Origin of the sequence: Novosphingobium pokkalii, assembly GCF_014652855.1 — a bacterium.
In the GTDB taxonomy this organism is placed as follows: Bacteria; Pseudomonadota; Alphaproteobacteria; order Sphingomonadales; family Sphingomonadaceae; genus Novosphingobium; species Novosphingobium pokkalii.
In genome coordinates, this window is sequence record NZ_BMZP01000005.1 from 162,396 (window position 1) to 188,705 (window position 26,310).

Annotated in this window: 23 protein-coding genes; 15 read left to right on the forward strand and 8 right to left on the reverse strand. The window is 67.5% G+C overall.

Annotation, left to right across the window (positions count from 1 at the left end):
• Positions 1-61: 61 nt before the first annotated feature.
• Entirely contained in the window at positions 62-3,061 is a 3,000-nt protein-coding gene (locus IE191_RS07345; RefSeq protein WP_229815169.1) for a TonB-dependent receptor plug domain-containing protein, read from the forward strand.
• Here IE191_RS07345 and IE191_RS21020 read toward each other — a convergent pair.
• The 7 genes from IE191_RS21020 to IE191_RS07380 all read right to left on the reverse strand — a co-directional run bounded on the left by IE191_RS21020 (position 3,018) and on the right by IE191_RS07380 (position 9,721).
• Positions 3,018-3,368: a hypothetical protein gene (locus IE191_RS21020; RefSeq protein WP_229815170.1), complete on the reverse strand. Its 351-nt coding sequence runs from the start codon at positions 3,366-3,368 to the stop codon at positions 3,018-3,020. The two genes, IE191_RS07345 and IE191_RS21020, sit on opposite strands and share 44 nt — an antisense overlap.
• Positions 3,369-3,372: 4 nt before the next feature.
• The gene (locus IE191_RS07355) at positions 3,373-3,867 is read right to left on the reverse strand and encodes a TspO/MBR family protein (protein WP_191323719.1); all 495 of its coding nucleotides are present in this window, start codon (positions 3,865-3,867) and stop codon (positions 3,373-3,375) included.
• Entirely contained in the window at positions 3,864-5,090 is a 1,227-nt protein-coding gene (locus IE191_RS07360; RefSeq protein ID WP_191323720.1) for a geranylgeranyl diphosphate reductase, read from the reverse strand. Before IE191_RS07360 ends, IE191_RS07355 begins: the two co-directional genes overlap by 4 nt.
• Positions 5,087-6,406, reverse strand: a complete 1,320-nt coding sequence (locus IE191_RS07365) for a BCD family MFS transporter (protein ID WP_308432886.1) — start codon at positions 6,404-6,406, stop codon at positions 5,087-5,089. The genes IE191_RS07360 and IE191_RS07365 overlap by 4 nt, the downstream gene beginning before the upstream one ends.
• Positions 6,403-7,278, reverse strand: coding sequence for a chlorophyll synthase ChlG (gene chlG / locus IE191_RS07370; protein WP_229815171.1), 876 nt, complete (start codon positions 7,276-7,278; stop codon positions 6,403-6,405). Before chlG ends, IE191_RS07365 begins: the two co-directional genes overlap by 4 nt.
• A gap of 85 nt (positions 7,279-7,363) precedes the next feature.
• Entirely contained in the window at positions 7,364-8,779 is a 1,416-nt protein-coding gene (gene ppsR, locus IE191_RS07375; protein WP_191323722.1) for a transcriptional regulator PpsR, read from the reverse strand.
• A 12-nt stretch (positions 8,780-8,791) separates the two neighbouring features.
• Entirely contained in the window at positions 8,792-9,721 is a 930-nt protein-coding gene (locus IE191_RS07380) for a cobalamin B12-binding domain-containing protein (protein WP_191323723.1), read from the reverse strand.
• Between the two features lie 211 nt (positions 9,722-9,932).
• Here IE191_RS07380 and bchF point away from each other — a divergent pair, with 211 nt between their 5' ends.
• Genes bchF through hemA form a run of 14 tightly spaced genes read left to right on the forward strand, consistent with a single transcriptional unit; the run spans position 9,933 to position 25,271 of the window.
• The gene (bchF, locus tag IE191_RS07385; RefSeq protein ID WP_191323724.1) at positions 9,933-10,493 is read left to right on the forward strand and encodes a 2-vinyl bacteriochlorophyllide hydratase; all 561 of its coding nucleotides are present in this window, start codon (positions 9,933-9,935) and stop codon (positions 10,491-10,493) included.
• Positions 10,490-11,776, forward strand: a complete 1,287-nt coding sequence (locus IE191_RS07390; RefSeq protein ID WP_191323725.1) for a ferredoxin:protochlorophyllide reductase (ATP-dependent) subunit N — start codon at positions 10,490-10,492, stop codon at positions 11,774-11,776. Before bchF ends, IE191_RS07390 begins: the two co-directional genes overlap by 4 nt.
• 4 nt (positions 11,777-11,780) lie before the next feature.
• Positions 11,781-13,316, forward strand: a complete 1,536-nt coding sequence (gene bchB, locus IE191_RS07395; protein WP_191323726.1) for a ferredoxin:protochlorophyllide reductase (ATP-dependent) subunit B — start codon at positions 11,781-11,783, stop codon at positions 13,314-13,316.
• Positions 13,306-16,902: a cobaltochelatase subunit CobN gene (locus IE191_RS07400; RefSeq protein WP_191323727.1), complete on the forward strand. Its 3,597-nt coding sequence runs from the start codon at positions 13,306-13,308 to the stop codon at positions 16,900-16,902. Before bchB ends, IE191_RS07400 begins: the two co-directional genes overlap by 11 nt.
• 10 nt (positions 16,903-16,912) lie before the next feature.
• Positions 16,913-17,815, forward strand: a complete 903-nt coding sequence (gene bchL, locus IE191_RS07405) for a ferredoxin:protochlorophyllide reductase (ATP-dependent) iron-sulfur ATP-binding protein (RefSeq protein WP_191323728.1) — start codon at positions 16,913-16,915, stop codon at positions 17,813-17,815.
• Positions 17,815-18,531 (forward strand): magnesium protoporphyrin IX methyltransferase, encoded by a 717-nt coding sequence (gene bchM, locus IE191_RS07410; protein ID WP_191323729.1) that lies wholly within the window; start codon positions 17,815-17,817, stop codon positions 18,529-18,531. The genes bchL and bchM overlap by 1 nt, the downstream gene beginning before the upstream one ends.
• Before the next feature lie 11 nt (positions 18,532-18,542).
• On the forward strand, positions 18,543-19,982 hold the full coding sequence (locus IE191_RS07415; RefSeq protein WP_229815172.1) for a BCD family MFS transporter: 1,440 nt from the start codon (positions 18,543-18,545) through the stop codon (positions 19,980-19,982).
• 22 nt (positions 19,983-20,004) lie between these two features.
• Positions 20,005-20,778: a photosynthetic reaction center subunit H gene (puhA, locus tag IE191_RS07420; protein WP_191323731.1), complete on the forward strand. Its 774-nt coding sequence runs from the start codon at positions 20,005-20,007 to the stop codon at positions 20,776-20,778.
• A complete protein-coding gene (gene puhB, locus IE191_RS07425; RefSeq protein ID WP_191323732.1) occupies positions 20,775-21,410 on the forward strand; it encodes a photosynthetic complex putative assembly protein PuhB in 636 nt (211 codons plus the stop codon). The genes puhA and puhB overlap by 4 nt, the downstream gene beginning before the upstream one ends.
• On the forward strand, positions 21,407-21,904 hold the full coding sequence (puhC, locus tag IE191_RS07430) for a photosynthetic complex assembly protein PuhC (protein WP_191323733.1): 498 nt from the start codon (positions 21,407-21,409) through the stop codon (positions 21,902-21,904). The genes puhB and puhC overlap by 4 nt, the downstream gene beginning before the upstream one ends.
• Positions 21,901-22,191 carry an O2-dependent cyclase accessory protein gene (locus IE191_RS07435; protein WP_191323734.1) on the forward strand — a complete coding sequence of 97 codons (291 nt, stop codon included), beginning with the start codon at positions 21,901-21,903 and terminating at the stop codon, positions 22,189-22,191. Before puhC ends, IE191_RS07435 begins: the two co-directional genes overlap by 4 nt.
• Positions 22,188-23,243, forward strand: coding sequence for a magnesium-protoporphyrin IX monomethyl ester (oxidative) cyclase (acsF, locus tag IE191_RS07440; RefSeq protein WP_191323735.1), 1,056 nt, complete (start codon positions 22,188-22,190; stop codon positions 23,241-23,243). Before IE191_RS07435 ends, acsF begins: the two co-directional genes overlap by 4 nt.
• A complete protein-coding gene (gene puhE / locus IE191_RS07445; RefSeq protein ID WP_191323736.1) occupies positions 23,237-24,016 on the forward strand; it encodes a putative photosynthetic complex assembly protein PuhE in 780 nt (259 codons plus the stop codon). The genes acsF and puhE overlap by 7 nt, the downstream gene beginning before the upstream one ends.
• Before the next feature lie 34 nt (positions 24,017-24,050).
• Positions 24,051-25,271 (forward strand): 5-aminolevulinate synthase, encoded by a 1,221-nt coding sequence (gene hemA, locus IE191_RS07450; RefSeq protein ID WP_191323737.1) that lies wholly within the window; start codon positions 24,051-24,053, stop codon positions 25,269-25,271.
• A 309-nt stretch (positions 25,272-25,580) separates the two neighbouring features.
• On the opposite strand, the gene IE191_RS07455 is transcribed toward hemA, so the two are convergent.
• On the reverse strand, positions 25,581-26,111 hold the full coding sequence (locus tag IE191_RS07455) for a c-type cytochrome (protein ID WP_191323738.1): 531 nt from the start codon (positions 26,109-26,111) through the stop codon (positions 25,581-25,583).
• Positions 26,112-26,310: the final 199 nt, after the last annotated feature.

The following is a 26,310-nucleotide window of genomic DNA, read 5'->3' on the forward strand; positions in this document are numbered from 1 at the left end:
GATACCAAACCGGGCCGGGACAACATCACCGGCCACGCGACCATCCATGGGGGAGATTTCGATGACCACCACGCCAACCGCCCCGTCGAGCAGCAGGCCGCTGCGCACGGCTCTGGCCAAAGGCACCGCGCTCGTGGCGCTGGCCTGGGCCTGCCCGGTGCTGGCGCAAGAGGCCGCGCCGGCCGCCTTGCCCGAAACCCCTGCCCCGGCCGCGGCGCCCACGCCCAGCACCGGCGAAATCGTCGTCACCGGTTCGCGCATCACCTCCAGCGGCTTCAGCGCGCCCACCCCCACCCAGGTGCTCAGCGCCGCCGTGATCGCCAAGAGCGCGCAGCCCAACATCTTTACCACGATCGCCCAGTTGCCCTCGCTCCAGGGCAGCACCGGCGCCACCTATGGCACCAACAGCACCTCCAGCGGCACCCAAGGGCTCAGCTCGTTCAGCCTGCGCGGCCTCGGGCCGATCCGTACGCTCACCCTGCTCGACGGGCAGCGCGTGGTCGGCGCCAATGTCACCGGCGTGCCCGATATCAGCCTGTTCCCGCAATTGCTGGTCGATCGGGTGGACGTGGTCACCGGCGGCGCCTCGGCGTCCTATGGCTCGGACGCGGTGGGCGGCGTGGTCAATTTCGTCACCAACACCCACTTTGAAGGCTTCAAGGCCAACGCGCAGAACGGCATCACCACTTATGGCGACGATTACAACTACACGTTCCAGGCCGCAGCCGGGAAATCCTTCATGGATGGCCGCCTGCACGTGGTGGTCAGCGGCGAATACAGCCATGAGAACGGCATCCCCGCCTATGGTTTCGGCGAAGGCCCCGGCCCCAACGGACGCGACTGGTACGAAACCGAAACCCTGATCAACACCGGGCTGCACACCGATGGCACGCCGCAATACCGCAACAGCAAGCATGCGCAGGCCTATCAATACACCAAGTATGGCCTGATCACCGCCGGCCCGCTCCAGGGCATCGCCTTTGACCAGAGTGGCAAGCCGTTCAACTTCGTCTATGGCTCCAACGGCGTGCCCGACAAGAACGCCGCCGGCACCGTCACCGGCTGCAACAACGGCTTCTGCGTGGGTGGCGATCTTTCGGGCAACGTCGGCAACGGCACCAGCCTGCAATCGGAAATCACCCGCACCAACGGCTATGGCCGCATCGGCTTCGATATCGATCCCGACAACGAAGTCTATGCCACGGTCAACGTGGCGCGCGTCACGTCGAACAACACGCCCAATCCCGGCGCGGCCAAGGCCAACTCGATCACCCTGCAATGCTCCAACCCGTTCGTGCCCACCTCGATCCAGGATCTGTGCGCGGCCAACGGCATCACCAGCTTCAAGTACGGCGTGAGCAACGCGGTGCTGCCCAAGTTCATCAACGTCAATCCGGTGCGCGAGCAATATCGCTTTGTCGCCGGGGCCAAGGGCAAGATCCCGTTCCTAGGCAGCGACCTGCACTATGACGCCTATGTCGAGCATGGCGAGAACATCACCGACATCACGGTGAGCAACATCACGCTCAACGCCCGCTACAACGCGGCGATCCAGGCGGTGCGCCTGGACGATGGCACCATCGCCTGCGCCGATCCGGCCGCGCGCGCCAGCGGCTGCGTGCCGCTCAACATCATCGGCGGCGCCACGCCCAGCGCGGCGACGCTGGCCTATATCACCCCGGCCCACGGGCCCCACCAGCACACCCGCCAGACCCAGGACGTGGCCAGCATCGCCTTCAACAACCAGCCGTTTTCCACCTGGGCCGGCCCGGTATCGCTGGCCTTCGGCGGCGAATGGCGCCACGAATTCTACCGGGTGAAGGGCGATCCCTATGGCAACGGGGTCACCGCCAGCAATCCCAACACCGCCGATTACCCGGCCGATCCGCTGCTCAACACCGCCGGCAACAACTGGTACGCGGGCAACTATCACGACGGCAGCGGCAAGTATTCGGTCTACGAAGGTTTCCTCGAAGCGAACCTGCCGCTGGTCGACACGCCCGGCGCGGGCAAGGCCAACCTGAACCTGGCTGGCCGCGCCACGCACTACAGCACCTCGGGCACGGTCTATACGTGGAAGATCGGCGGCACCTGGCAGACGCCGGTGGACGGCATCCGCCTGCGCGCGGTGACCTCGCGCGATGTGCGGGCGCCCAATCTGAGCGAGCTCTATGCCGCGCCGATCACCGTCACCGTGCCGGGGCTGACCAACCCGTTCAACAACAACCAGCCCGTCACCGTGCAGCAGAACACGATCGGGAACACCGGGCTCAAGCCGGAAATCGCGCGCAATACCGAGGCCGGCATCGTGCTGTCCCGCCCCGGCTGGGCGCCGGGCCTCAACCTCTCGGTCGATTACTATCGCATCAAGGTGAAAGGCGTGGTGTCTTCGCTCAGCGCGCAGCAGGAAGTGAACTACTGCTATGGCGGGGTGACGCAACTGTGCAGCGCCTTCGATCTCAATGCCGCCACGCCCTATGTCAACGTCCAGGCGTTCAATCTCGCCTCGATCTTCACCGATGGCTTCGATATCGAGGCGAGCTACCAGTTCCGGCTCGACAGCCTCAAGCTGCCCGGCAACCTGACCTTGCGCGCGCTGGCCACCAATGTGCGCAACTACATCACCGATATCGGCCTGCCCAACACGATCCCCACCCAGGGCGCCGGGGTCAATGCCGGGGCCACGCCGAAGTGGAAAGTGCTCGCCACCGAAAGCTGGGATACCGATACGTTCAGCCTGACGTTCACCCAGCGCTGGTTCAGCGCGGGCAAGATCAGCAACGAATACATCGAATGCCAGACCGATTGCCCGGTGCAGACCGCGCAGCAGGCGACGCTCCACCCCACGATCGACAACAACCGCATGCCCGGCGCGCTCTATTTCGATGTGGGCGCCACTTATAACGTGACCAAGGCGATCACCGCCTATGCCAAAGTGGACAACCTGTTCAACCACGATCCCGCCGCATCGCCGCAGACCAACACCGGGATCGACGTGAACCCGCTGCTCTACGACGTCATCGGCCGGATGTATCGCATCGGCGTGCGCGCCAGTTTTTGACCAGACCCTCCCTCGCCGCCGGTCCCACTCCCAGGGGGCCGGCGGTCTTTTTTGTCCGCTCGCCGCGTTGCCACAGGCGGGGATCGGCCAGATGCAACGGCAGGGACAGCGCCAGCGGCAGCGCGATCCATGGCCAAGCTGCCCCGGTCAGCGCGCCGCGCAGGCCCAGCACCATCAGCGCGCCCGGCCCCAGCATCACGCAGACCAGACCCGGCGGGCGCCCACGCGCCAGCAGCCATGCCGCTTCCAGCAGCAGCGCGACCAGCATCCCGTCTGCCGCATGGCCGCTGGCGAAATAGGCGTCCATCGCGTCAGAACGGCCCGTTGAGCTGCACGACCTGCCAGTTGAGCAGCCCCGCCACGCTCACCCAGGCGATATAGGGCAGCAGCAAGGCCGCCGCGAGGCGCGAGATGCGCGCGCAATAGCCGATCAGCAGCGCGATCGAGCACCACAGCAGGATCAGTTCGATCAGCGCCCAGTCCGGCCGTTGCAGCCGGAAGAACAGCAGGCTCCACAGAATGTTGAGAAAGCCGTTGAGCGCGAACAGGCCGATCACCGTGTCCGAGGTGCGCACGTCGCGCGCGTTGCGCCAGGCGGTGACTCCAGCCGTGGCCGCCAGCGCGAAGATCACCGTCCAGGCAATCGGGAACACCGGGCGCGGCGGCGTCATCGCCGGCTTGTGCAGCGATTGATACCATGGCCCCAGATCGGTGATCGTGCCGCCCAGCAGCGCAACGACCAGCGCCGCGATCACGGCGATGCCCACCGGCATGGCGCCCACCGGCATGGTCCACTTGCGGTTCATGGCACGGCCCTTTCCAGATCGCCCTGCGGCGCAGGACGCGATAGCCCAAGCAGGTGGGCGCAATCCTTGAGGAAAATGCGCAAGTGGGCCATCGGCTGGCGCCGCACCAGCCGCTTGTTCATATAGGCCTGCCACGTCAGTTGCTGGACATCGCGATCCGCGCACATCGCCACGAAGCGTTCGCGGCGCTTGTCGCTGGAATACCAGAAATACTGCATCATCCCCAGGATCCAAAACACGCGGCCATGCGCGCGCAGGAAATCGCGCCGCGCCTGGCGCAGCACCGCAGGATTGCCGCTGGCCAGGAACGCCTGCGCCGTCTGCGCCGCAATCCGCCCACCGGCCATGGCGTAATAGATGCCTTCGCCCGAAGCCGGCGCCACCACCCCGGCGGCGTCGCCCGCCAGCAAGACGTCACGGCCATTGTCCCAGCGCTTCAAGGGCTTGAGCGGGATCGGCGCGCCTTCGCAGCGGATCGTCTCGCACCGCGTCAGGCCCAGATCCTCGCGCATCATCTGCACCGCCCCGCGCAGGGAAAAGCCCTTCTGCGCCGAACCGACGCCGACGCTGGCCGTCTCGCCATGGGGAAAGACCCAGCCATAGAAATCGGGCGAGACGCGGCCCTGGTAGAGCACGTCGCAGCGCGCGCCGTCGAACCCTTGCGCCGTGGTGGCCGGGGCGCGGATCACTTCGTGATAGGCAAAGACGCAAGGGTTGCGCTCGCCCCCCGGCACATGCGCGCGCGCCACGGCAGACCGCGCGCCATCCGCGCCGACCACCAGCCGAGCGCGCACCTCGCGCAGGTCACCGCCACGTTCGGCGCGATAGCGCACGATCGCGGTGCCGGCCGCGTCGCGCACGATGCTGTCATACGTGCCGGTGCGGCGCTCTGCCCCTGCCGCCTCGGCGCGGACGCGCAGCCATTCGTCGAACACTTCGCGATCGACCATGCCGACATAGCCGATATCGCCCACCGGCATGTCCACCGCCCGGCGCGAGGGCGCGACCATGCGCGCCGCGCGCGCCCGCGCCACCAGCAAGGTCTGCGGCACGTCGAACTCTTCGAGCAGGCGCGGCGGCACCGCGCCGCCACAGGGCTTGATCCGCCCGCCGCGATCGAGCAGCAGCACGGAGCATCCCGCCCGCGCCAGATCCCACGCGGCGGTGGCTCCGCAAGGACCGCCGCCGATCACCACGACATCATAGGCAGCGTTTCCGCTCATAGCTTTACCGCCGTCAGAGGAGTGCCGGCCAGCGAGGGCCGGCGCGTGCGCAACGCGAGCAGCGCGGAATAGAGGAACAGCGCGGCTTCGGCGGCAAAGATCAGGCCAAAGGCCATGCCCGGCTGGCCGAAGGCGCCACGCGCCACGTCCACGCCCAGCGCACCGATCAGCCCGCCCAGGCCAAAGGCGATGGCCTGCGCCGTGCCCCACACGCCCATGCGCACGCCTTCGCCATTGGCGCGCCCTGCGCCCGCCAGGCCCATCATCGATCCGATCGCCGACACCGCAAAGGCGCCGTTGCACAGGCCCAGCAGCGCGATATTGGCGGCAATCGGCCAGCCCGGCCCGACACAGGCGGCCATCGCCAATCCCGCCAGCGCCACGGCGGAACCCAGGCAGCCGATCATCGTCCAGGTGCGCAATTCGATCGGCAGGCGCCCGCGAAACGCACTGCCGCCCACGCCGCAGGCAATCATCCCGACCAGCACGCCCCCGTTCTGAAGGCCCGACAAACTCGTCGATTGCCCCGGCGTCATCGCAAAGACCAGGCCGGTGAACGGCTCCAGGATCAGGTCCTGCATGCTGTAGGACAGCATTGAGACGAACACGAACAGGGTGAAGCGCCGCGCCTCGTCATCGGCAAAGATCTCGCCCAGCGCCTCGCGCAAGGACAGTGCCGGCACCACCGCCACCGGGGCCTGCGCCAGCAATGGCCCGCGCCCTTCCAGACGGAACGTGGCCAGCAAGGTGACCGCACAGGCCGCGCCGACCATGCCCATCGCCACGGTCTGCAAGCGCGCTTCGGAATAAGGATCGAGCAACGCGCCTGCCGTGCCGGCCGCCACCACGATGCCGAAAACCATCATGATCCACGTCGTCGCCGCCGCTGCCGCGCGCCTTTGCGGCGCCACGCCGGTGGCCAGCAAGGCCAGAACCGAGGTGCCTGCCGCGCCCACGCCGGCACCGATCAGGGTAAAGGCAAAGACACACAGCGCCAGCCCCTGGACCCGCGCATGGCCCAGCATGGTCACGCCATGCACCGCCAGCAACGCCCCCAGCCCCAGCGTGGCCATGCCCGCCAGGATCCATGGGCTGCGCCGCCGCCCGATGTCTGACCCATGGCCCCACAGCGGGCGCGAGAGCTGCACGCCATAGTGCCAGGCGACCAGGCCGGCGGGAATCCCGGCGGCCAGGCCATATTCCAGCACCATCAGGCGGTTGAGCAGGGACGTGGCGAGCATCGTGATCGCCCCGATCGCCGCCTGGACCATGCCCAGCCGCAGGATCGACCACCAGCCAAAGGCGTGCTGTCTCACAAGTATCCTCCCAGGCCGAGCGCGGCGGCCATCATGCCAAGCACGTAAAGCGAGACGCCGGTGGCGTTGTACCAGGGCGCCCGGCGCGCCGGATCGGCGACCAGGCGCGGCATCAGGGCAAGCTGCGCGGCGAGCATCACGGCGACTGCCACCGCCGGCAGCACCATCCCCCAGCGCGACAGCAGCACGACGACGACCATCTGCGGCACGGCCATGACCACGCTGGCCAGCAGCGCCGCCCGGCGCTCTCCCAGCACGACCGGCAAGGAACGCAGGCCCATCACCCGGTCGCCGGTCACCGCCTTGAAATCGTTGAGCGTCATGATGCCATGCGCGCCCAGGCTATAAAGACACAGCAGCGCCAGCACGCGCCCGGAGGGCAGCGCCCCGGCCATGACCGCCGCTCCGGTGAACCAGCTCAACCCTTCATAACTGAAGCCGACCACCGCCGGGCCGACCCAGCCGCTCGTCTTGAAGCGGAACGGCGGCGCGCTATAGGCCCAGGCCCCGGCGAGGCCCAGCGCCGTTGCCGCCAGCACCCATGGCCCGGTCAGCGCGGCAACGGCGAGCGACACAACGCTCCAGCCAATCGCGATGGCCAGGCCCCAGCGCCCGGCAATGCGGCCAGACGGGATCGGGCGGTGCGGCTCGTTGATGGCATCGACATGGCGATCGAACCAGTCATTGACCGCCTGGCTCGTGCCGCAGACCAGCGGCCCGGCCAGCGCTATCCCGGCGATCAGGAACGACCAGCGCGAAGAGACCGCCACGCCCGAGGATACGACCCCACAGAGCATCGCCCACATCGGCGGAAACCAGGTGATCGGCTTGAGCAGGGTGACAACGTCCAGCAGCGCCGGAAAAGGCGCCATCGCAGGAAAGGCAACCGAGCGAGCCATGGTGCGAGACTACGCCCAAGCCCGGCCAAGCGTCAAATCAAATTGACAGATTCAAGTGTCAATCTTCTGCGTCAGCCATGTTGCCCAAGCCATAGCGATGCAGCTTGGAATAGAGGCTCTGGCGGCTCAAGCCGAGGATTTCGGCGGCCGAGGCGCGGTTGTTGGCGGTGTATTCCAGCGCCGCCTCGATGCACAGGCGCTCGATCAGGTCGGTGCTCTCGCGCACGATGTCGCGCAGCGACATGCGGCCGACCAGTTCGGTCAACTGCTCCACCGATCGCGGCGAGTCGCTGGTGGGCGGCAGATCGCGCAGGCGGCGGCCGACCGGGCGGATGACGAAGCCAAAGCATACCGGATCGCCCGAGGCGCGCACGGCGGAAAGCTCCACCGGCTCGCCCTCGAAACCATCGCGCGCGCCGACCACGGTCATCACGTTGCGCGCGCTGTCGTGCTTGGCCAGTTGGCTCTCGATCAAGTCCAGGTCGATGCCCGGCCGGCCGACATGGTCGCCCAGCGACTGGCCGCGCAACTGCTCGGCACTGGCCGCGCCGACCAGTTCGACAAAGGCGGCATTGGCCTCGCGAATGATCATCGCCGCATCGGTCAGCACGAAAGCATCGGGCATCGACTCGATCACGCGGGCGGTCACCCCGGCATCGGGCCGTCCGGCATCTGCCGTCTGCAACAGGCGCACCAGCAGAAATTGCCCGCCCCGCTCGCGAAAGCCATTGGCGGAAAGGCGGACCGTCTCGCCACCTTGCGCCAGTGCAACGTCAAGCGGGGCAAGACCTTGCGAAACCATCGCCGATCCCAGGAACGCAATCACCTGCTCGCGCACGGGATTGGCAAACAACGCCGTCAGCTTGCCGCCCAGCAGCGCACCGGCGCGGCTGCGGAACACCTGGTGCGCGGCCTGGTTGGCCTCGCGAATGCGGAAGCTGTCGGCATCGACGATCAGCACCGGCTCCACCGTCTGCTCGAACAGCAGGCGATAGCGCGCTTCCAATTGGCGCAGGCGGATATAATCGCGCTCCAGCGACTGCTGCGCCTGAAGCATGCGCTGTTGCAGCGCGGCCTCGTCACGCATGTCGCGGCCGATGGCGAGGCATCCGGTCGCGCCTAGGCTGACCGTGACGAAGCGCACCGGAATATCGCCTTCGCCCGATATCAGGTTCACCTGGCGCCAGTGCTGCGTCACGCCCTTGCGCATCGCGCTGAGCATTTCCATCACCTTGGGCCGGCTTTCGACCGTCACGGTGTCGAGCCATTCGCGCCCGGTCCAGCCACCGGCTTCGGGAAATTCGCGCGGATTGGCCGCCACGTCGACAATGCGGCCAGCCGCATCGAGCACCAGCGTGATATCGCCTGCAACCATGGCGAGACGCGCCGCGTCATCCCCGCCCAGCCCGGCCAGATGTGCAGACGCGGTGGTGAAAGGCAGCTTGCCTTCTATGCTGTTGCGTCGGGTAGGCATGGCCGCGCCAAACTACGCGCCGAACCGGGCGACCAGCGCCTGGACCGGCACCAGGCGCTCGGCCAGATCGAGCGCGCCGCAAGCGTCGGGCGCGCTGCCATCGGCGCCGACCTCCGCCACGAGGCTGGCCACGAGTGCGGGATTGGCGTTCACCATTCTTCCACCAATGAGAATCTTCAGATCGGGCGATCGCGATACACTGCGCATGGCGGAAATCAGGCTCGCAAGCTTTGCGTTAGGACAATCGCAACTGATGGTCAAGCCGACCAGATCGAGGCTGTGATCGGCAATATGTTGCAGCAATTCCTTGCGTTCCGGCTCGATCATCACCTCGGTTTGCCACCCGGCGCGGGCAAACACTTCCTCCACCATCAGCGCGCCGAAACTGTGCGCGTCGCCGGGCAGCGGGGCAAACAGCGCGGCCCGTGGGCGGGCCGGGGCGGCGCGCGGCGGCGGGAAGCGCAAGGTCACTTCGCGCATCACTTCCTGCAAGCGCCACAGGCCCATCGTCACGTCCACGAAATCGCAGTCGTCGTCTTCCCAATGCTGGCCCAGGCGGCGGGCCGATGGCGCCAAGAGATCGATGAACACGGATTCGACGCTGACGCCCCGGGCCAGAATGCCTTCCACCAGGACCAGCAGTTCGTCCGCTTCCAGTTCCAGCGGCAGCGAGGCAAACTTCGCGGCTTCGGCCGGATCGACCGCTTGCGTTCCCGCGACCATATCGCGCGGCATCAGGCCGTGGGCCTGGGCCATCAGCAGCCGGGGAATGATCTGCTCGCTGATCAGCGCGTCGACAGCGGTGGGAGGACAGGCGCGTATCGAATCCCGCTTCCCCGCGGCCGGCGTTCCGGATGCGGCTCCACGTCCATCCTTGGTCCGGGTGGTCCCTTCCCCCCGGCCGGCGCGCTTGGCCGCGCCTGCACCAAAAACAGTTGCCATGGCAGACCCCTCCGGTCTGGGACGGCGCCGATCGCGCCTTGCCCGCACGGCCGCACCGATCAGGGCGCTTGTGTCCGGGACCATGAGCCTACGCCCTTTTCCGCGATCTGACAAACGGCAAAGTGTCACTATCTATTGTCGTCAAGTTAGATTGACACTTGCGCGCAGTGAGGCGTAGTCTCCCCGCAACAACAACGGTGAGCATCGACACATGAGAGGGGATGCGATCAGTTCCGGCACCACGCGCCGCCAGAGTGCTGGAGCGCGCAAGCCATCCCGGCGCCCGCTCTACACCGCGCAGGAACGCCACCGCCGCGACTCGACTCGGTGGACCCTGGTTCAGGGCCTGCTCGCGCCGTTCCAGTTCGCCGTGTTCCTCACCAGCCTGGCCCTGGTGATCCACAGCCTGCTGACCCATCGCGGCACAGGCCTGGCCGATCTTTCGGTCGTGGCCAAGACACTCACGCTCTATGCCATCATGATCACCGGCTCGATCTGGGAAAAGGTGGTGTTCGGCCGCTGGCTGTTTGCCCCCGCGTTCTTCTGGGAAGACGTGGTCTCGATGCTGGTGATCGCGCTGCACACCGCCTACCTGGCGATGCTGCTGGGCGGGATCGGCACGTTCGAGCAGCGCATGGCAATCGCGCTGGCCGGCTATGCCACCTATGTGATCAATGCCGGGCAATTCCTGCTCAAGCTGCGCGCCGCGCGGCTCGAAGCGCAGAATCCGGACAACGCCCTGCCCACGCCGTCATGGGCGGTGGCGGCATGAGCGGCGACCTGAGCCTCGCCCCGTCAGCCACCGGATCCGCCGTTCCGGCCGTGCTGCGCGAGCGCGGCCAGCGCACGGTGTTCTGCGGGCTGACCGGGATCGTCTGGCTGCACCGCAAGATGCAGGATGCCTTCTTCCTGGTGGTCGGCTCGCGCACGTGTGCCCATCTGCTGCAATCGGCCGCCGGGGTGATGATCTTTGCCGAGCCGCGCTTTGCCACGGCCATCATCGAGGAACGCGATCTGGCCGGCATGGCCGATTGCAACGACGAGCTGGACCGCATTGCGCTGCAACTGCTCGAACGCCGCCCGGAAATCCGCACGCTGTTCCTGGTCGGCTCCTGCCCGTCCGAAGTGATCAAGCTCGATCTGGGCAAGGCGGCGCAGCGGCTGGACCGCAGCCTGGGCCAAGGCCGGCGGGTGCTGCATTATTCGGGCAGCGGCATCGAAACCACCTTTACCGAAGGCGAAGACGCCTGCCTCGCCGCGCTGGTGCCGCAGATGCCCGCCACCGCATCGGGCGCCGCCCCCGGCCTGCTGGTCGTTGGCACTTTGCCCGATGTGGTGGAGGACCAGTTCCGCCGCCTGTTTGCCGAACTCGGCCTGCCCGAGCCGGGCTGGCTGCCGGCCCGGCGCCTGGCCGATCTGCCCGCAATCGGGCCGCAGACCCGCTTTCTTCTGGCGCAGCCGTTCCTGGGCGAGACGGTGCGCGCCTTGCAGGACCGGGGAGCGCGGCGGCTGGATGCCCTGTTCCCCTTCGGCGCCGAAGGCACGACCGACTGGCTGCGCGCCGCGGCCGATGCCTTCGGCGTTTCACCCATGCATTTCAACCGCGTGGTTGCGCCGGGCCGCGAACGCGCCAAGCGCGCGATCGCGCACAGCCAGGCGCAGCTTTCCGGCAAGCGCATCACCTTCCTGCCGGATTCGCAGCTTGAAGTGCCGCTCGCGCGGTTTCTCTCCACCGAACTCGGCATGGTGCCGGTCGAAGTGGGCACGCCCTACCTCCACCGCGACCTGATGGCGCGCGAACTGCCGCTGCTGCCGATCGCCACGCGGCTCAGCGAAGGCCAGCATGTCGAGCGCCAGCTCGATCGCGTGCGCGCCGACCGGCCCGACCTTACCGTCTGCGGCCTGGGCCTTGCCAATCCGCTGGAGGCCGAAGGCCTTGCCACCAAGTGGGCGATCGAACTGGTGTTCTCGCCCATCCACGGTTTCGACCAGGCCGGCGACCTTGCCGACCTCTTTGCCCGGCCGCTGCGGCGGCGCGACGTGTTGAGGGTGTAGCGCCATGCAGCTTGCCGTCTGGACCTATGAAGGCCCGCCCCATGTGGGGGCCATGCGGGTGGCCACGGCAATGGAAGGCGTCCACTATGTGCTGCACGCCCCGCAGGGCGATACCTATGCCGATCTGCTGTTCACGATGATCGAGCGGCGCAACCAGCGCCCGCCGGTCACCTATACCACGTTCCAGGCGCGCGACCTCGGCAAGGATACTGCCGCCCTGCTTCAGGACGCGATCCGCGAGGCGGCGGAGCGCTTTGCCCCGCAGGCCCTGCTCGTCGGCGCCTCGTGCACTGCCGAACTGATCCAGGACGATCCGGCGGGCCTGGCCGAAGCGCTCAGCCTACCCTGCCCGGTGATCCCGCTGGAACTGCCCAGCTATCAGCGCAAGGAAAACTGGGGCGCGGCCGAAACTTTCTATCGCATGGTGCGCCACCTCGCCGATCCCGCGGTGCGCCCCGCCCCGCGCGAAGGGCGCCGCCCGCTGGCCAACCTGCTCGGCCCCTGCGCGCTGGGCTTCCGCCACCGGGATGACGTGGTCGAAGTGGTCAAGCTGCTGGAATCCATGGGCGTCGGCGTCAACTGCGTGGCGCCGCTGGGTGCCACGCCGGCCGATCTGCGCGCCTTGGGCCGGGCCGATTTTAACGTCGTGCTCTATCCCGAAATCGGCGCCGAGGCGGCGCGCTGGCTGGGCCGCACATTCGGCCAGCCGGCGATCGACGTGGTGCCGATCGGGGTGGGCGCCACGCGCGACTTCATTGCCGCCGTCGCCGCCGTGGCCGGGGTCGATCCGGCACCGGCTCTCGCCACGCCCACCTCGCGCCTGCCGTGGTGGAGCCGCTCGGTCGATTCGACCTATCTCACCGGCAAGCGCGTCTTCATCTTCGGCGATGCCACCCATGCCATTGCCGCCGCGCGGATCGCGGCCGAAGAGCTGGGTTTCACCGTCTGCGGCCTGGGCTGCTACAACCGCGAATTCGCCCGCGAGATGCGCGCCGCCGCCGCGCACCATGGCCTCGATCCATTGATCACCGACGATCACCTTGTGGTCGAGGACGCGATCCGCGCCGCGGCGCCCGAACTTGTGCTGGGCACGCAGATGGAGCGCCACATCGCCAAGCGCCTGGGCCTGCCGTGCGCGGTGATTTCCGCTCCGGTCCACGTCCAGGATTTCCCCGCGCGCCACAGCCCGCAGATGGGCTTCGAAGGCGCCAACGTGATTTTCGACACCTGGGTGCATCCGCTGGTCATGGGGCTGGAAGAACACCTGCTGACCATGTTCCGCGACGATTTCGAGTTTTCCGACGCGGCCGGCCCGTCGCACCTTGCCGCCCATGCTGCGCCGGTCAGCGCGCCGGAAGCGGTGCCCGCCAGCCACGACACCATCCCCTGGACCAGCGACGCCGAACGCGAACTGCGCAAGGTGCCGTTCTTCGTGCGCGGCAAGGCGCGTTCCAACACCGAACGCTTTGCCGTGCTGGAAGGCCGCGCGCAGATCGACATCGCCACGCTCTATGATGCGAAGGCCCACTATGCCCGCTAGTGCGCCCTCCCCCGCCCCGGTGCCCGGCGCGCCCGTCAGAGTGGCGATCGTCACGCTGGATAACCACCTGCGCGGCGCGGTGGAACGCGCCGGCGCGCATCTCGCCCCCGCCGGGATCAGCCTGACGCTTCACGCCGCCGGCGATTGGGACCGCGAGGCCGGCGCGCTCGACCGGGCGAAGACCGCCGTGATGAAGGCCGACATCGTCATCGCCACGATGCTGTTCCTCGACGATCACATCCGCGCCATCCTGCCCACGCTGGTGGAGCGGCGCGAAGCCTGCGACGCCATGGTCTGCCTGATGTCGGCGGGCGAGCTGACCCGCCTCACGCGCATGGGCGCCTATCGCATGGATGCCCCGGCCAAGGGGCCGCTCGCCCTGCTCAAGCGGCTGCGCGGCTCGACCCGGCCCAAGCCCGGCGGCAGTGCCAATTCCGGCGCCGGGCAGATGCGCATGCTGCGCCGCCTGCCCAAGATCCTGCGCTTTATCCCCGGCACCGCGCAGGATGTGCGCGCCTATTTCCTCACCCTGCAATACTGGCTCGCCGGATCGGACGACAACGTGGTCGCCATGGTGTGCAGCCTGATCGACCGCTATGCCGCCGGCCCGCGCGAGCCGCGCCGGGGCAACACGCCTGCCGCGCCGCCCCGCGTCTATCCCGAACTCGGCGTCTATCACCCGCGCACCACGCAGCGCATGTCGGAAAGCCTGGCGCTGCTGCCGCCGGCCAAGGGCCCGCGCGGCACGGTCGGGCTGCTGCTGCTGCGCTCCTACCTGCTGGGCAACGATGCCGGGCATTACGACGGCTTGATCGCCGCGATGGAAGCGGCCGGGCTGCGCGTGATCCCGGCCTTTTTCAGCGGGCTGGATGCGCGCACCGCGATGGAGCGCTACTTCCGCCGCGATGGGGTGGTGGCGGTGGACGCCATCGTCAACGCCAGCGGCTTTTCGCTGGTCGGTGGCCCGGCCTACAACGATTCCGGCGCAGCGGTGGAAACACTCGCCGGGTTCGATGTGCCCTACATCGCCGCCCACGCCGTGGAATTCCAGACGATCGAGGAGTGGCGCGCGCGCCGCACCGGGCTGGTGCCGCTCGAAGCGACGATGATGGTCGCCCTGCCAGAACTCGACGGCGCGATCTGCCCCAGCGTGTTCGGCGGCCGCAGCGCGGCGCCGTCCACCCCCGAAGAAGCACTGATCACCGGCCCGATCCAGGCCATGCGCGGCGATCCGGAACGGGCAGCCGCGCTCGCCGGCAAAGTCGCCAAGCTGATCGCCCTGCGCCGCGCCGCGCGGGCGGAGCGGCGCATTGCCATCACCATCTTCAACTTTCCGCCCAATTCCGGCGCCACCGGTTCGGCCGCGCACCTGGCCGTGTTTGAATCCCTCCACGCCACGCTCGCCCGCCTCGCGGCCGAAGGCTATGACGTGATCGTGCCCGAAAGCGTCGCGGCCTTGCAGGACGCAATACTCCACGGCAACGCCGCCCGCTTCGGCAGCGATGCCAATGTCGCCGCGCGCATCCATGCCGACGATCACGTCCGGCGCGAGCCCCATTTGGCCCAGATCGAGGCGCAATGGGGCGCCGCGCCCGGCCGCCTGCAATCCGATGGCGCGCATATCCATGTGCTCGGCGCGCATTTCGGCAAGGTCTTCGTCGGGGTGCAGCCGGGCTTTGGCTATGAAGGCGATCCGATGCGGCTGCTGTTCGAGGGCGGCTTTGCCCCCACCCACGCCTTCGCCGCGTTCTACAGCTATATCCGCCACGATTTCGCCGCCCACGCCGTGCTGCATTTCGGCACCCACGGCGCGCTGGAATTCATGCCCGGCAAGCAGGCCGGCCTGTGCGGCGCCTGCTGGCCCGAACGCCTGCTCGGCGATCTGCCGAATTTCTACCTCTATGCCTCCAACAATCCGTCCGAAGGCATTCTGGCCAAGCGCCGCTCGGGCGCCACGCTGGTCAGCTATCTCACCCCCGCGCTCGCCCGCGCCGGGCTCTATCGCGGCTTTGCCGAGCTGAAATCCAGCGTGGAGCGCTGGCGCTGGTCTGCCGCCGGGGAGGAGCGGGACGCGCTCGAAGCCCTGATCCGCGAGCAATGCGCGGCACTCGATCTCGATTGCATCGCGATCGGCGATCTCGCCCCCGCGCTCTATGAACTGGAACGCACGCTGATCCCGGAAGGGCTGCATGTGCTGGGCCAGGCGCCACAGGGCACGCACCGCAGCGAATTGATCGACGCCATGCTGGACGCCGATCCTGATGCCGAGCGCGCCGCGATCGAGGCCGCACTCGATGCCAGCGACGAGATCGGCGCCGTGATTCACGCACTCGATGGCGGGTACATCAAGCCTGCGCCGGGCGGAGACATTCTCGCCAATCGCGAGGTGCTGCCCACCGGGCGCAACATCCACGGCTTCGATCCCTTTGCCATGCCCAGCCGCTTTGCCTGCATCCAGGGGCAGGAACAGGCCGAGCGGCTGATCGCCCGCCACCTCGAAAGCGGCGAGCCCTTCCCCGAAAGCCTGGCCATGGTGCTGTGGGGCACCGACAACATGAAAAGCGAAGGGCTGCAAATCGCCCAGGCAATGAGCCTGATCGGCGCGCGCCCACGCATCGACAGCTATGGCCGCGTGGTGGGCGCCGAGCTGGTGCCGCTGGCCCAACTGGGCCGTCCGCGCGTGGACGTGGTCGTCACGCTTTCGGGCATTTTCCGCGACCTGCTGCCGATGCAGACGCGCATGCTGGCAGAGGCCGCGCTGCTCGCTGCCCGTGCCGACGAACCGCTGAGCGCCAATTTCGTGCGCAAGCACACCCTGGCCCACCAGGCGCAGCACGAATGCGATTTTGAAACGGCGGCGCTGCGCGTCTTTTCCAACGCCGAAGGCGCCTATGGCGCCAACGTCAACCAGATGATCGAAGGCGGCGTGTGGACCGCGCCCGAGGAACTGGCCAACGCCTTTGAAACGCACAAGGGCTATGCCTATGGCGTCAAGGGTCCGCCCGTGGCGCGGCGCGAATTGCTGCAAAGCGCGCTGCGCGATGTCGATTTCGTCTACCAGAACCTGGAAAGCGTCGAAGTCGGCATCACCGATCTCGATCAATATGTCGATGGCTTGGGTGGGGTCAGCCGCTCGGTGGCCCGGGCCAAGGGGAAGGAAGCCAGGGTCTATATCCTCGATGCCACGCAAGGCGCGGCCAAGGTGCGTACCCTCGCCGAACAGATCGACCTGGAAACCCGCACCCGCACGCTCAATCCCAAGTGGTTCGAGGGCATGCTGCGCCATGGCTTTGAAGGCGTGCGCAGCATCGAACAGCATGTGACCAACACCGTCGGCTGGTCGGCCACCACCGGCCAGGTCGCGCCCTGGGTCTATCAGCGCATCAGCGAAACTTTCGTGCTCGATCCGCAGATGCGCGCACGCCTTTCGCAGCTCAACCCCAACAGTTGTGCCCGCGTCGCCAATCGCCTGCTCGAAGCCTGCGAACGCCACTTGTGGGAACCCGATGAACAGACGCTCGAAGCCCTGCGCTTCGCCAGCGACGAGCTGGAGGACCGCCTCGAAGGCGTGTTCGCGGCGCAATGAGGAAACCGGCATGACTCTGCTCGACACCCGCACACGCTTTCCCGCCGGCCTTCTCGATGGCGAAGGCTCGGTGCAAGTGCGGCTCGATCCGCAAGACCGGATCGGCACGGCCAAGGTCTTTGCCGTCTATGGCAAGGGCGGCATCGGGAAGTCGACCACTTCGTCCAACCTCTCTGCCGCCTTCTCCAAGCTCGGGCACCGCGTGCTCCAGATCGGCTGCGACCCCAAGCATGATTCCACTTTCACCCTCACCAAGAAGCTGATGCCCACGGTGATCGACGTGCTCGAACAGGTGGAATTTCACGCCGAGGAACTGCGCCCCGAAGACTACATGTTCGAAGGCTACAACGGGGTGATGTGTGTGGAGGCCGGTGGCCCGCCCGCCGGCACCGGCTGCGGCGGCTATGTCGTGGGGCAGACGGTCAAATTGCTGAAACAGCACCACCTGCTCGACGATACCGACGTGGTCATCTTCGATGTGCTGGGCGACGTGGTCTGCGGCGGCTTTGCCGCGCCGCTCCAGCATGCCGAGCGCGCGCTGGTGGTGGCGGCCAACGATTTCGACTCGATCTTCGCGATGAACCGCATCGTTGCGGCGATCGGCGCCAAGGCCAAGAACTACAACGTGCGCCTGGCCGGGGTGATCGCCAATCGCTCCGCCGCCACGGACGAGATCGACCGCTTCAGCCAGGCCATCGGCATGCGCCGCCTTGCCCATTTCCGCGATCTCGACGCCATCCGCCGCAGCCGCCTGAAGAAATGTACGCTGTTCGAGATGGAACCTTCGCCCGAAGTGCTCGCCGCGCAGAACGAATACCTGCGCCTGGCGCAGATGCTGTGGGACGGGGTCGATCCGGTTGCGGCGATGCCGATGAAAGACCGCGATATCTTCGATTTCCTGGGGTACGAATGATGAGCACGCACCCGCTTTCTCCCTATGAAGTGCAACGCGAACGGCTGGCGCAGTATTTTGACGGCAGCGCGCGCAAGGCGTGGATCGACCTGACCTCCACCGCCAAGGTCAGCGGCATCCGCGCCACCGTGCGCGCCGGGCGCAACGCGATGCGCGCGCAATTGCTCGGCTGGCTGCCGCAGGACCTGCGCCGCTGCACCGTGCTCGATGCCGGCTGCGGCACCGGCAGCCTCAGCGTGGAAGCCGCCTGGCGCGGCGCGGCGGTCAGCGCGATCGACGTGGCGGGCGGCCTGGTCGATATCGCGCAGCAACGCGCGCCCGCATTCCTTGGCCATGGCCGGATCGACTGGCACGTGGGCGACATGCTCGATCCCCCCGCCACCCATGATGGACAGGCGCGCTTTGATCACATCGTCGCGATGGATTCGCTGATCCACTATCCGCTGGAAGACATGGCCTGGGCGGTGGAGCGGCTGGCGGCGCGCTGCAATCGCTCGCTGGTCTTCACGTTCGCTCCGCACACCCGCCTGCTCGGCGCGATGCATGCCGTGGGCCAGGCTTTCCCGCGCGCCAATCGCTCCCCCGCGATCCAGCCCATTCCCGAAGCCGCGCTGCGCGCCCGCCTCGTCTCGCTCCAGGGCTGGCAGCTTGGCCGCAGCGGGCGGATCACCAGCGGGTTCTACATTTCCCAAGGCTTGGAACTGGTGCGCCGCTGATGGCCGCGCGCATGCCTCTTGCCCAACGGTGGAGCCGGGTGGCGCTGACCTGGCTGCCCTTTGCCGATGCGGCCAGCGCCGATGTCACGCTGCCGCGCCTGCTGCGCCTGTCGCTGTTCCAGGTCAGCGTGGGGATGATGACCGTGCTGCTCAACGGCACGCTCAACCGCGTGCTGATCGTGGAACTGGGCATCCATGCCTGGCTGGTTTCGCTGATGATCGCGATTCCCCTGCTCGCCGCACCGTTTCGCGCGCTGATCGGCCACCGGTCCGATGTGCATCGCTCGGTGCTGGGCTGGCGCCGGGTGCCGTTCATCTGGTTTGGCACGCTGATGCAGTTCGGCGGCCTGGCCATCATGCCCTTTGCCCTGCTGCTGATGCGCGATCCACATCTCTTCCCGGTGGGCCTTTCCGCCAGTGCGCTGGCTTTCCTGCTCGCGGGCACCGGCATGCACACCACGCAGACGGCCGGGCTGGCGCTGGTGGGCGATCTCCTGCCCGAAGATCGCCGCGCCCGCGCCGTGGCGCTGCTCTATCTCGCGCTGCTCGCCGGGATGATGGTCTGCTCCACCATTTTGGGTGGGCTGCTCAACCATTTCACGCCCACTCGTTTGGTCCAGGTGATCCAGGCCTGCGCGGTGCTCACTTTCGTGCTCAACGTCGTCGCTTTGTGGAAGCAGGAAGCGCGCAGCGAAGCGATCGCTTCGCCGCAGACGCCGCGCCCGGCGTTTGCGGTGGTGTGGCAACGCTATGCCGCGCAGCCGCTGACCATGCGCCTGCTCGCCACGGTCGGCCTGGGCGCGGCGGCCTTTGCCATGCAGGATCCGCTGCTCGAACCCTATGGCGGGCAAGTGCTGCACTTGTCGGTGGGGGCCACCACCAGCCTGTCGGGCGCCTGGGCGCTCGGCGCGCTCGCCGGCTTTGCGCTGTCGGCGCGCTGGCTGGGCGGCGGTATCGATGCCCTGCGCATTGCCGGCTATGGCGTAGTGCTGGGCATTGCCGCCTTCCTCCTGGTGATCTTTGCCGCGCCGCTGCAAAGCCCGCTGGCATTGGGCCTGGGCGCGCTGGTCATCGGCGCAGGGGCCGGGCTGTTTTCGGTCGGCACGCTCACCGCCGCGATGGGGCAAGCGGGCAGCGACGCCGCGAGTGCCGACATGGCCGGCCTCGCGCTCGGCGCCTGGGGCGCGGTGCAGACCACGGCGGCGGGCCTCGCCATCGCCTTTGGCGGCGTGCTGCGCGATCTGGTTTCCACCTTTGCCGTGTCCGATGGCCTGGGCCTGACGCTCGCCCATCACGCCACGGGCTATGGCGTGATCTACGCGATCGAGATTGCCCTGCTGCTGGTCACGCTGGTCCTGATGGGGCCGCTGGTCGGCCGCCTGGCGGGATCGCGCGCGGCATCTTCCACTGCCGGGGCACGTCGCTTCGGCCTGACCGAGTTTCCGACATGAGCAGCCGGGAAGGAGAACTCCCATGAGACACGGCAATATCGTCGGCACCATCGATGCCGCGCAACTGGCGCTGATCGCGTTCGTGCTCTTTTTCATCTGCCTGATCTTCTGGCTTCGCCGCGAAGACCGGCGCGAAGGCTATCCGCTGGAAGACGCGCTGACCGGGCGCGTCGACAGCGATGGCGGCCCGCTGTCCACCGCCAGCGCCAAGACCTTTTTCCTGCCCTTCGGCATGGGCACGGTCACCGTGCCGCTGCCGGCCAGCGAAAACCGGGAGCCGGTGGAGATCAAGGCGGAGCGGCGCGAGCATTTCGGCGGGGCGCCCTATTCGCCCGTGGGCGATGTCTTTGCCGCCGGGGTCGGGCCGGGTGCCTATGCCCAGCGCGCCCGCTTTCCCGATCGCGATGCCCACGGCAATCCGCGCATCGTGCCGATCGGCAGCGTGCCGCAGATCTCCGTGGCCAGCGCCAGCATCGATCCGCGCGGCCTTGCCGTCTATGGCGCCGATGGCGCGCGCGCCGGCACCGTGGTCGATCTCTGGGTCGATCGCGCCGAACACATGATCCGCTACCTCGCTGTGGATACCGGCGCGCGCATCGTGCTGGCGCCCATGGCCATGGCCGTGGTGCGCCGCCATGCCGTGATCATCAGCGCGATCAACGCCGCCGATTTCGCCACTGCCCCGTTCCCCGAAAACCCCGGTGAAATCACCCGCTACGAGGAAGAGCGCGTCGTCGCCTACTTCGGCACCGGCTATCTCTATGCCAATGCCGATCGGCTGGAGCCGCTGCTGTGACCGAGCATGATTTCGAGCCGGTACGCGGGTTGCCCGGCGATCTGCCGGCGGGCGAAGCGATCCTGTGGCAGGCCGCGCCGGACTGGCGCGCGTTCAAGCGCAGCGCCTTGTTCGCGCGCGGCCTCATGGCCTACTTCGCTGCGCTTGCCCTGCTGGCCCTCGCCACCGGCAACCTGGTCGGCGCCGGGGCCATCGTGATCGCGGGCGCGCTGCTGCAAGGGCTGCTCGCCCTGTTTGCGGTGCTGGTGGCGCGCACCACGGTCTACACGCTCACCAACCGCCGCCTGGTGCTGCGCATCGGCGTGGCACTCAACACCTGCATCAACCTGCCGCTGGCGCTGATCACCTCGGCAGACTTGCGCCAGGCCAGCGGCAGCACGGGTGACATTGCCGTCGCGCTCAAAGGCGAACATCGCCTGGGCTATGCCATGCTCTGGCCCCATGCCCGCCCCTGGCGCCTGTCGCGCCCGCAGCCGATGCTGCGCGCCCTGCCCGATGCCGCGCGCTTGGCGCAGGACCTGGCCCAGGCCTGCGCCGCTCTGGCACCGGTCACCATCGCCCGCCCAGCGCAGGAACCAGTGCGCCAGGCGCCGTCGCGACCCACCCCGGCGCTGGAGGGAGCCACGGCATGAGCCACGCCCATTCCCACGAAAACACCGTCCCGCGCCCGGCGCTGGTGCTGGCCGGCGCGCTGGTGGCGATCACCGTGGCGCTGACCGGCCTGGTCCGCGTCGGCGTGCTCCCGCGTGAGGCGGTGCCGGCGGTGGAGCGCGCCAGAGAAGGCGTCACGCCCCTTGCCGTGCGACATCTCGTCTTTGCCGATCGCGCCGATGGCGCCGTCGTGGTGCAGGACAGTGATCGCGGGGCAACGCTCGCCGTGCTCATCGGCGAAAACGACGGCGGCGGCTTCGTGCGCGGGGTGATGCGCGGCATGGCGCGGGAGCGGCGCATGAACGGCATCGGCCCGGCCCGGCCGTTTGAACTGACGCAATGGGCCAATGGCGCGCTGACCCTGCGCGATCCGGCCACGGGCCGCGCGATCGAGCTCGGCTCGTTCGGCGCCACCAACCGCGCTGCCTTTGCCCGCTTCCTCCAGCCCGCAGCCGCAACGGGCAGCCGCGCATGATCCGCCCCCGCGCCTTCACCGTGCCATGCCGCATCGCCATCGAGCAGAGCGCCGCGCACTTCCACGCCCATGTCGAACTCGATGGCGATCTCGCCGTTGAGCCGGGCGACCGCGTGCGCGTCCATGGCGATCCGGTGCGGGTGCCGTTTGGCGAAAGCGCGGTGTTTGAACGCACCGCCACCGTGGTCCGCGCCGGCCCGCTGCTGCGCGCCTGGACCCGCGCGGTGGCCTACCTCGGCCTTACCGAGCTTTACGAAGTCAGCTTCACGTCCGGGAGCCTGCGATGACCACGCATACTGCCAAGCCCGATGTCCACGCTATGGTGAGCCACGAAACGGTGCTCAGCCCGCGTTTCTACACCACCGATTTTGCCGCGCTCGATGCCATCGACGTGTCGAGCGTGCGCCAGGAATGGGATGCGCTGATTGCCGAGATGGCGAGCGATCCCAACAAGCGCCATTTCAAGCGCGAGCAGGATTTCGCCGGCATCATCGCCGCGCTGGAGCCGGAGCTGCGCGCCGAATTCATCGATTTCCTGGTCAGTTCGCTGACCTCGGAATTCTCCGGCTGCATCCTCTATGCCGAAATGGCGCGGCGCACGTCGAACCCTGACATGAAGATGCTGTTCAAGCTGCTCGCGCGCGATGAAAGCCGCCACGCCGGCTTCATCAACGAAGCCTTGAAGGACGAAGGCATCGGCATCGATCTCAGCTTTCTGACAAAGGCCAAGAAATACCACTATTTCAAGCCGAAGTTCATTTTCTATTCGGTCTACCTGTCCGAAAAGATCGGCTACGCGCGCTATATCACCATCTATCGCCAGTTGGCCGCCAAGCCTGAATTGCGCTTTCACCCGATCTTCTTGTGGTTCGAAAGCTGGTGCAACGACGAATTCCGCCATGGCGAGGCCTTTGCGCTGCTGCTGCGCGCCGATCCCAAGCTGTTGCGCGGTGCCAACACGCTGTGGGTGCGCTTCTTCCTGCTGGCGGTCTATGCCACGATGTATGTGCGCGATCATGCCCGGCCGGTGTTCCACCGGGCGCTCGGCCTCGATCCCACCGATTACGATTATCGCGTCTTCACCATCTGCTCGCAGATCGCGCGCCAGGTCTTCCCGGTGGAACTCGATACCGACGATCCGCGCTTTCGCCGCGCCATGGCCCGCCTGCTGGTGCACAGCAACCGGCTGGCCGCCGGCAAGGCGCGGGGCGGGCTGGCCGGCGCCTGGATGCGCGCCAGCGGCGCACTGGGCGCGGCGGCCAATTTCGCGCGCATGTATCTGCTGCGCCCGCGCCGCAATGCCCTGCCCGCCACGATCCGGCTGCAACCGGCATGGTAAGCTGGACCGGCCACGTCCTGCCTGTCCTGGCAACGATCCTGATCTGGTTCTTTGCAACCGGGCTGGTCGCGTGGCTGGATAATCGCGCGCGCCACACCTTTGCCCACAGCCTGCTGCTGGCGGGCTGTGCCGCGATCGGTGGCATCGTGATCATTGCTGTCTCGATGCGCTGGGCCACGCTGGCCGGCGTCTATGCCTCGCTCGCCGGGGCCATCCTGGTCTGGGCCTGGCACGAAATCAGCTTTCTCACCGGCGTGGTCACCGGCCCCCGGCGCGAAGCCTGCCCGCCCGGCGCGCGTGGCTGGCCGCGCTTTGCCCATGCCGTGGCCGCACTCGCCTGGCATGAAGTGGCCCTGGCGCTCAGCGCCGCCGGGCTCCTGTGGATGAGCCGGGACGCGCCCAACCGGGTTGGCGCCATGGCCTTCGCGCTGCTGCTGGCCATGCGGCTGAGCACCAAGGTCGCGATTTTCCTGGGCGTGCCCAACATGAGCACGGACATCCTGCCCCAGCATCTGGCCTACCTGAAAAGCTATTTCGGCAAGCCGCGACTGGGCGTGGAGCTTTACGCCGCGATTGCCGCATGCCTGGCGCTGGCCGGCTGGCTCGCCACGCTCGCGCTCGCCGCACCGGCTGGCAGCGCCGAAGCCGCCGGCGCCAGCCTGCTCTTCGCGCTCGCCGCGCTGGGCGCGCTCGAACACCTGTTCCTGGCCCTGCCCATGCGCGACGGGGCCTTGTGGGGCTGGGCGCTGCCCGCGCGCCACCCTGCCAACTGAACTGGAAAAAACAACCACGAGAGGGCCGAGGACGATGGATTTTGAAACCTATTTCAAGGGGGAACTGGACTCGGTCCGCGAGGAAGGCCGCTATCGCATCTTTACCGAGATCGAGCGGCACTGCGGCACGTTCCCGCATGCCACGCGCTATGTCGACGAAACCACCCAGCCGATCACCGTGTGGTGCTCCAACGATTACCTGGGCATGGGGCAGCACCCGGCCGTGCTCGATGCCATGCGCCGCGTGCTGGACGAATGCGGCGCGGGCGCGGGCGGCACGCGCAATATCTCGGGCACCAACCATCACCACGTGATGCTCGAACGCGAGCTGGCCGATCTCCATGGCAAGGAAGCCGCGCTGCTGTTCACCAGCGGCTATGTGTCCAACTGGGCGGGTCTGGGCACGCTGGCGGCCAGGATCCCCGGCTGCGTGGTCTTTTCCGATGCGCTCAACCACGCCTCGATGATCGAGGGCATCCGCCATTCGCGCAGCCAGTGCCATATCTGGCGCCACAACGATGCCGGGCACCTCGACGAACTGCTCAGCCAATACGGGCCAGACGTGCCCAAGCTGGTGGCATTTGAAAGCGTCTATTCGATGGACGGAGACATCGCCCCGATCGCCGACATCCTCGACGTGTGCGAGGCGCATGGCGCGATGAGCTATATCGACGAAGTCCATGCCGTGGGCCTCTATGGCCCGCGCGGCGGCGGCGTGGCCGAACGCGAAGGCCTGATGGACCGCATCACCGTGATCGAAGGCACGCTGGGCAAGGCGTTCGGCGTGATGGGCGGCTATATCGCCGCGTCGGAAAGCCTGTGCGATTTCGTCCGCACCTTTGCCAGCGGCTTCATCTTCACCACAGCCCTGCCCCCGGCGCTCGCTGCCGGTGCCACGGCCAGCATCCGGCACCTGAAAGCCAGCGAGATCGAGCGCGCGCGGCACAAGGAGCGCGTCGCCACGGTGCGTCGCCGCCTCGATGGCCTGGGCATTCCGCACTTGCCCAATCCCAGCCACATCATTCCGGTGATGGTCGGCGATCCCAAGAAGTGCAAGCGGATCAGCGACTGGCTGATGGACAACCACGGCATCTACGTCCAGCCGATCAACTATCCCACCGTGCCGCGCGGCACCGAGCGCCTGCGCATCACCCCATCGCCGGTACACAGCGATGGCGACATCGATCGCCTGATCGAGGCGCTCAGCGACATCTGGTCGCAATGCGAACTGGCGCGCCGCTCCGCCGCCGCGTGACGGGACCGATTGCAAGCGAAGAGGCCACGAACCCCATGGTTCGTGGCCTCTTCGCTTGTGCGCAAAAAATGATCGTCACCCTGAACTTGTTTCAGGGTCCAGCCCTCCGCCTGTCCCGACCGACCACCTCATGCCAGCCCCCGCAGAAAAGGCTTCAAGCTGGACCCCGGATCAAGTCCGGGGTGACGGAATAGGCAGAGATATCAATACTTCGCCACCATCCCCACACACAAGAAGGGACGGAAAGCCCATCGCGGCGCTTTCCGTCCCTTCTTGCAGACTGGCCCGCGAAGGCGCGGTCGAGACCCGTCAGGTCGGGTTCTTGAGGTAGGCGATCACGTCGGCGCGGTCCTGGCCCTTGGGCAGGCCGGGGAACGTCATCTTGGTGCCCGGCACCACGCGCTGCGGCTTTTCCAGGTACTGGAACAGCTTTTCCGGCGTCCAGGTGATGCCGCTGTTCTTGTTGGCGTTGGAATAGGCGAACCCGGCGATCGAGCCGGCCTTGCGGCCGATGACACCGGCCAGCGATGGGCCGATCATGTTCTTGCCCGGCTCGGCCGAGTGGCAGGCCTGGCATTGCGCGAAGATCTGCTTGCCGTGCACGGGGTCAGCGGTGAACGATGCCAGCGTGGTCTTGTCGAGCGTGTCGGTGGAATCCGCCGGCGGGGCGGCGGTGGTGCTGGCGGCAGCCGGCGTCATCGAAGCGGCCGCAGCGGCCGTGGTTTCGCTGGCGGCAGGCGTCTGCTGCGAAGCAGACTTGTCGGCGCTGCTCCCCCCGCCGCACGCGGCAAGCAGAAGAGTGGCGGAGCCCAGTGCAAGACAGTGGATCTTGGATATCATCTGCATCCTCCGTTATATTTCTTGAGGGTGCGCGCCACGCAGGACGGCGGCAAACTAGAACGTGTCCCATAGTGCCACGCAATACGGCCGTTAGGGCGGTCAACCTACCTTTGCTGATGCGGCAGCAGACTCGTCAAACGCCTGTCTTGTCGCACTTTCCTGTGACATCCCTGGCGCCGCAACGGTCTGGCATTAAAAC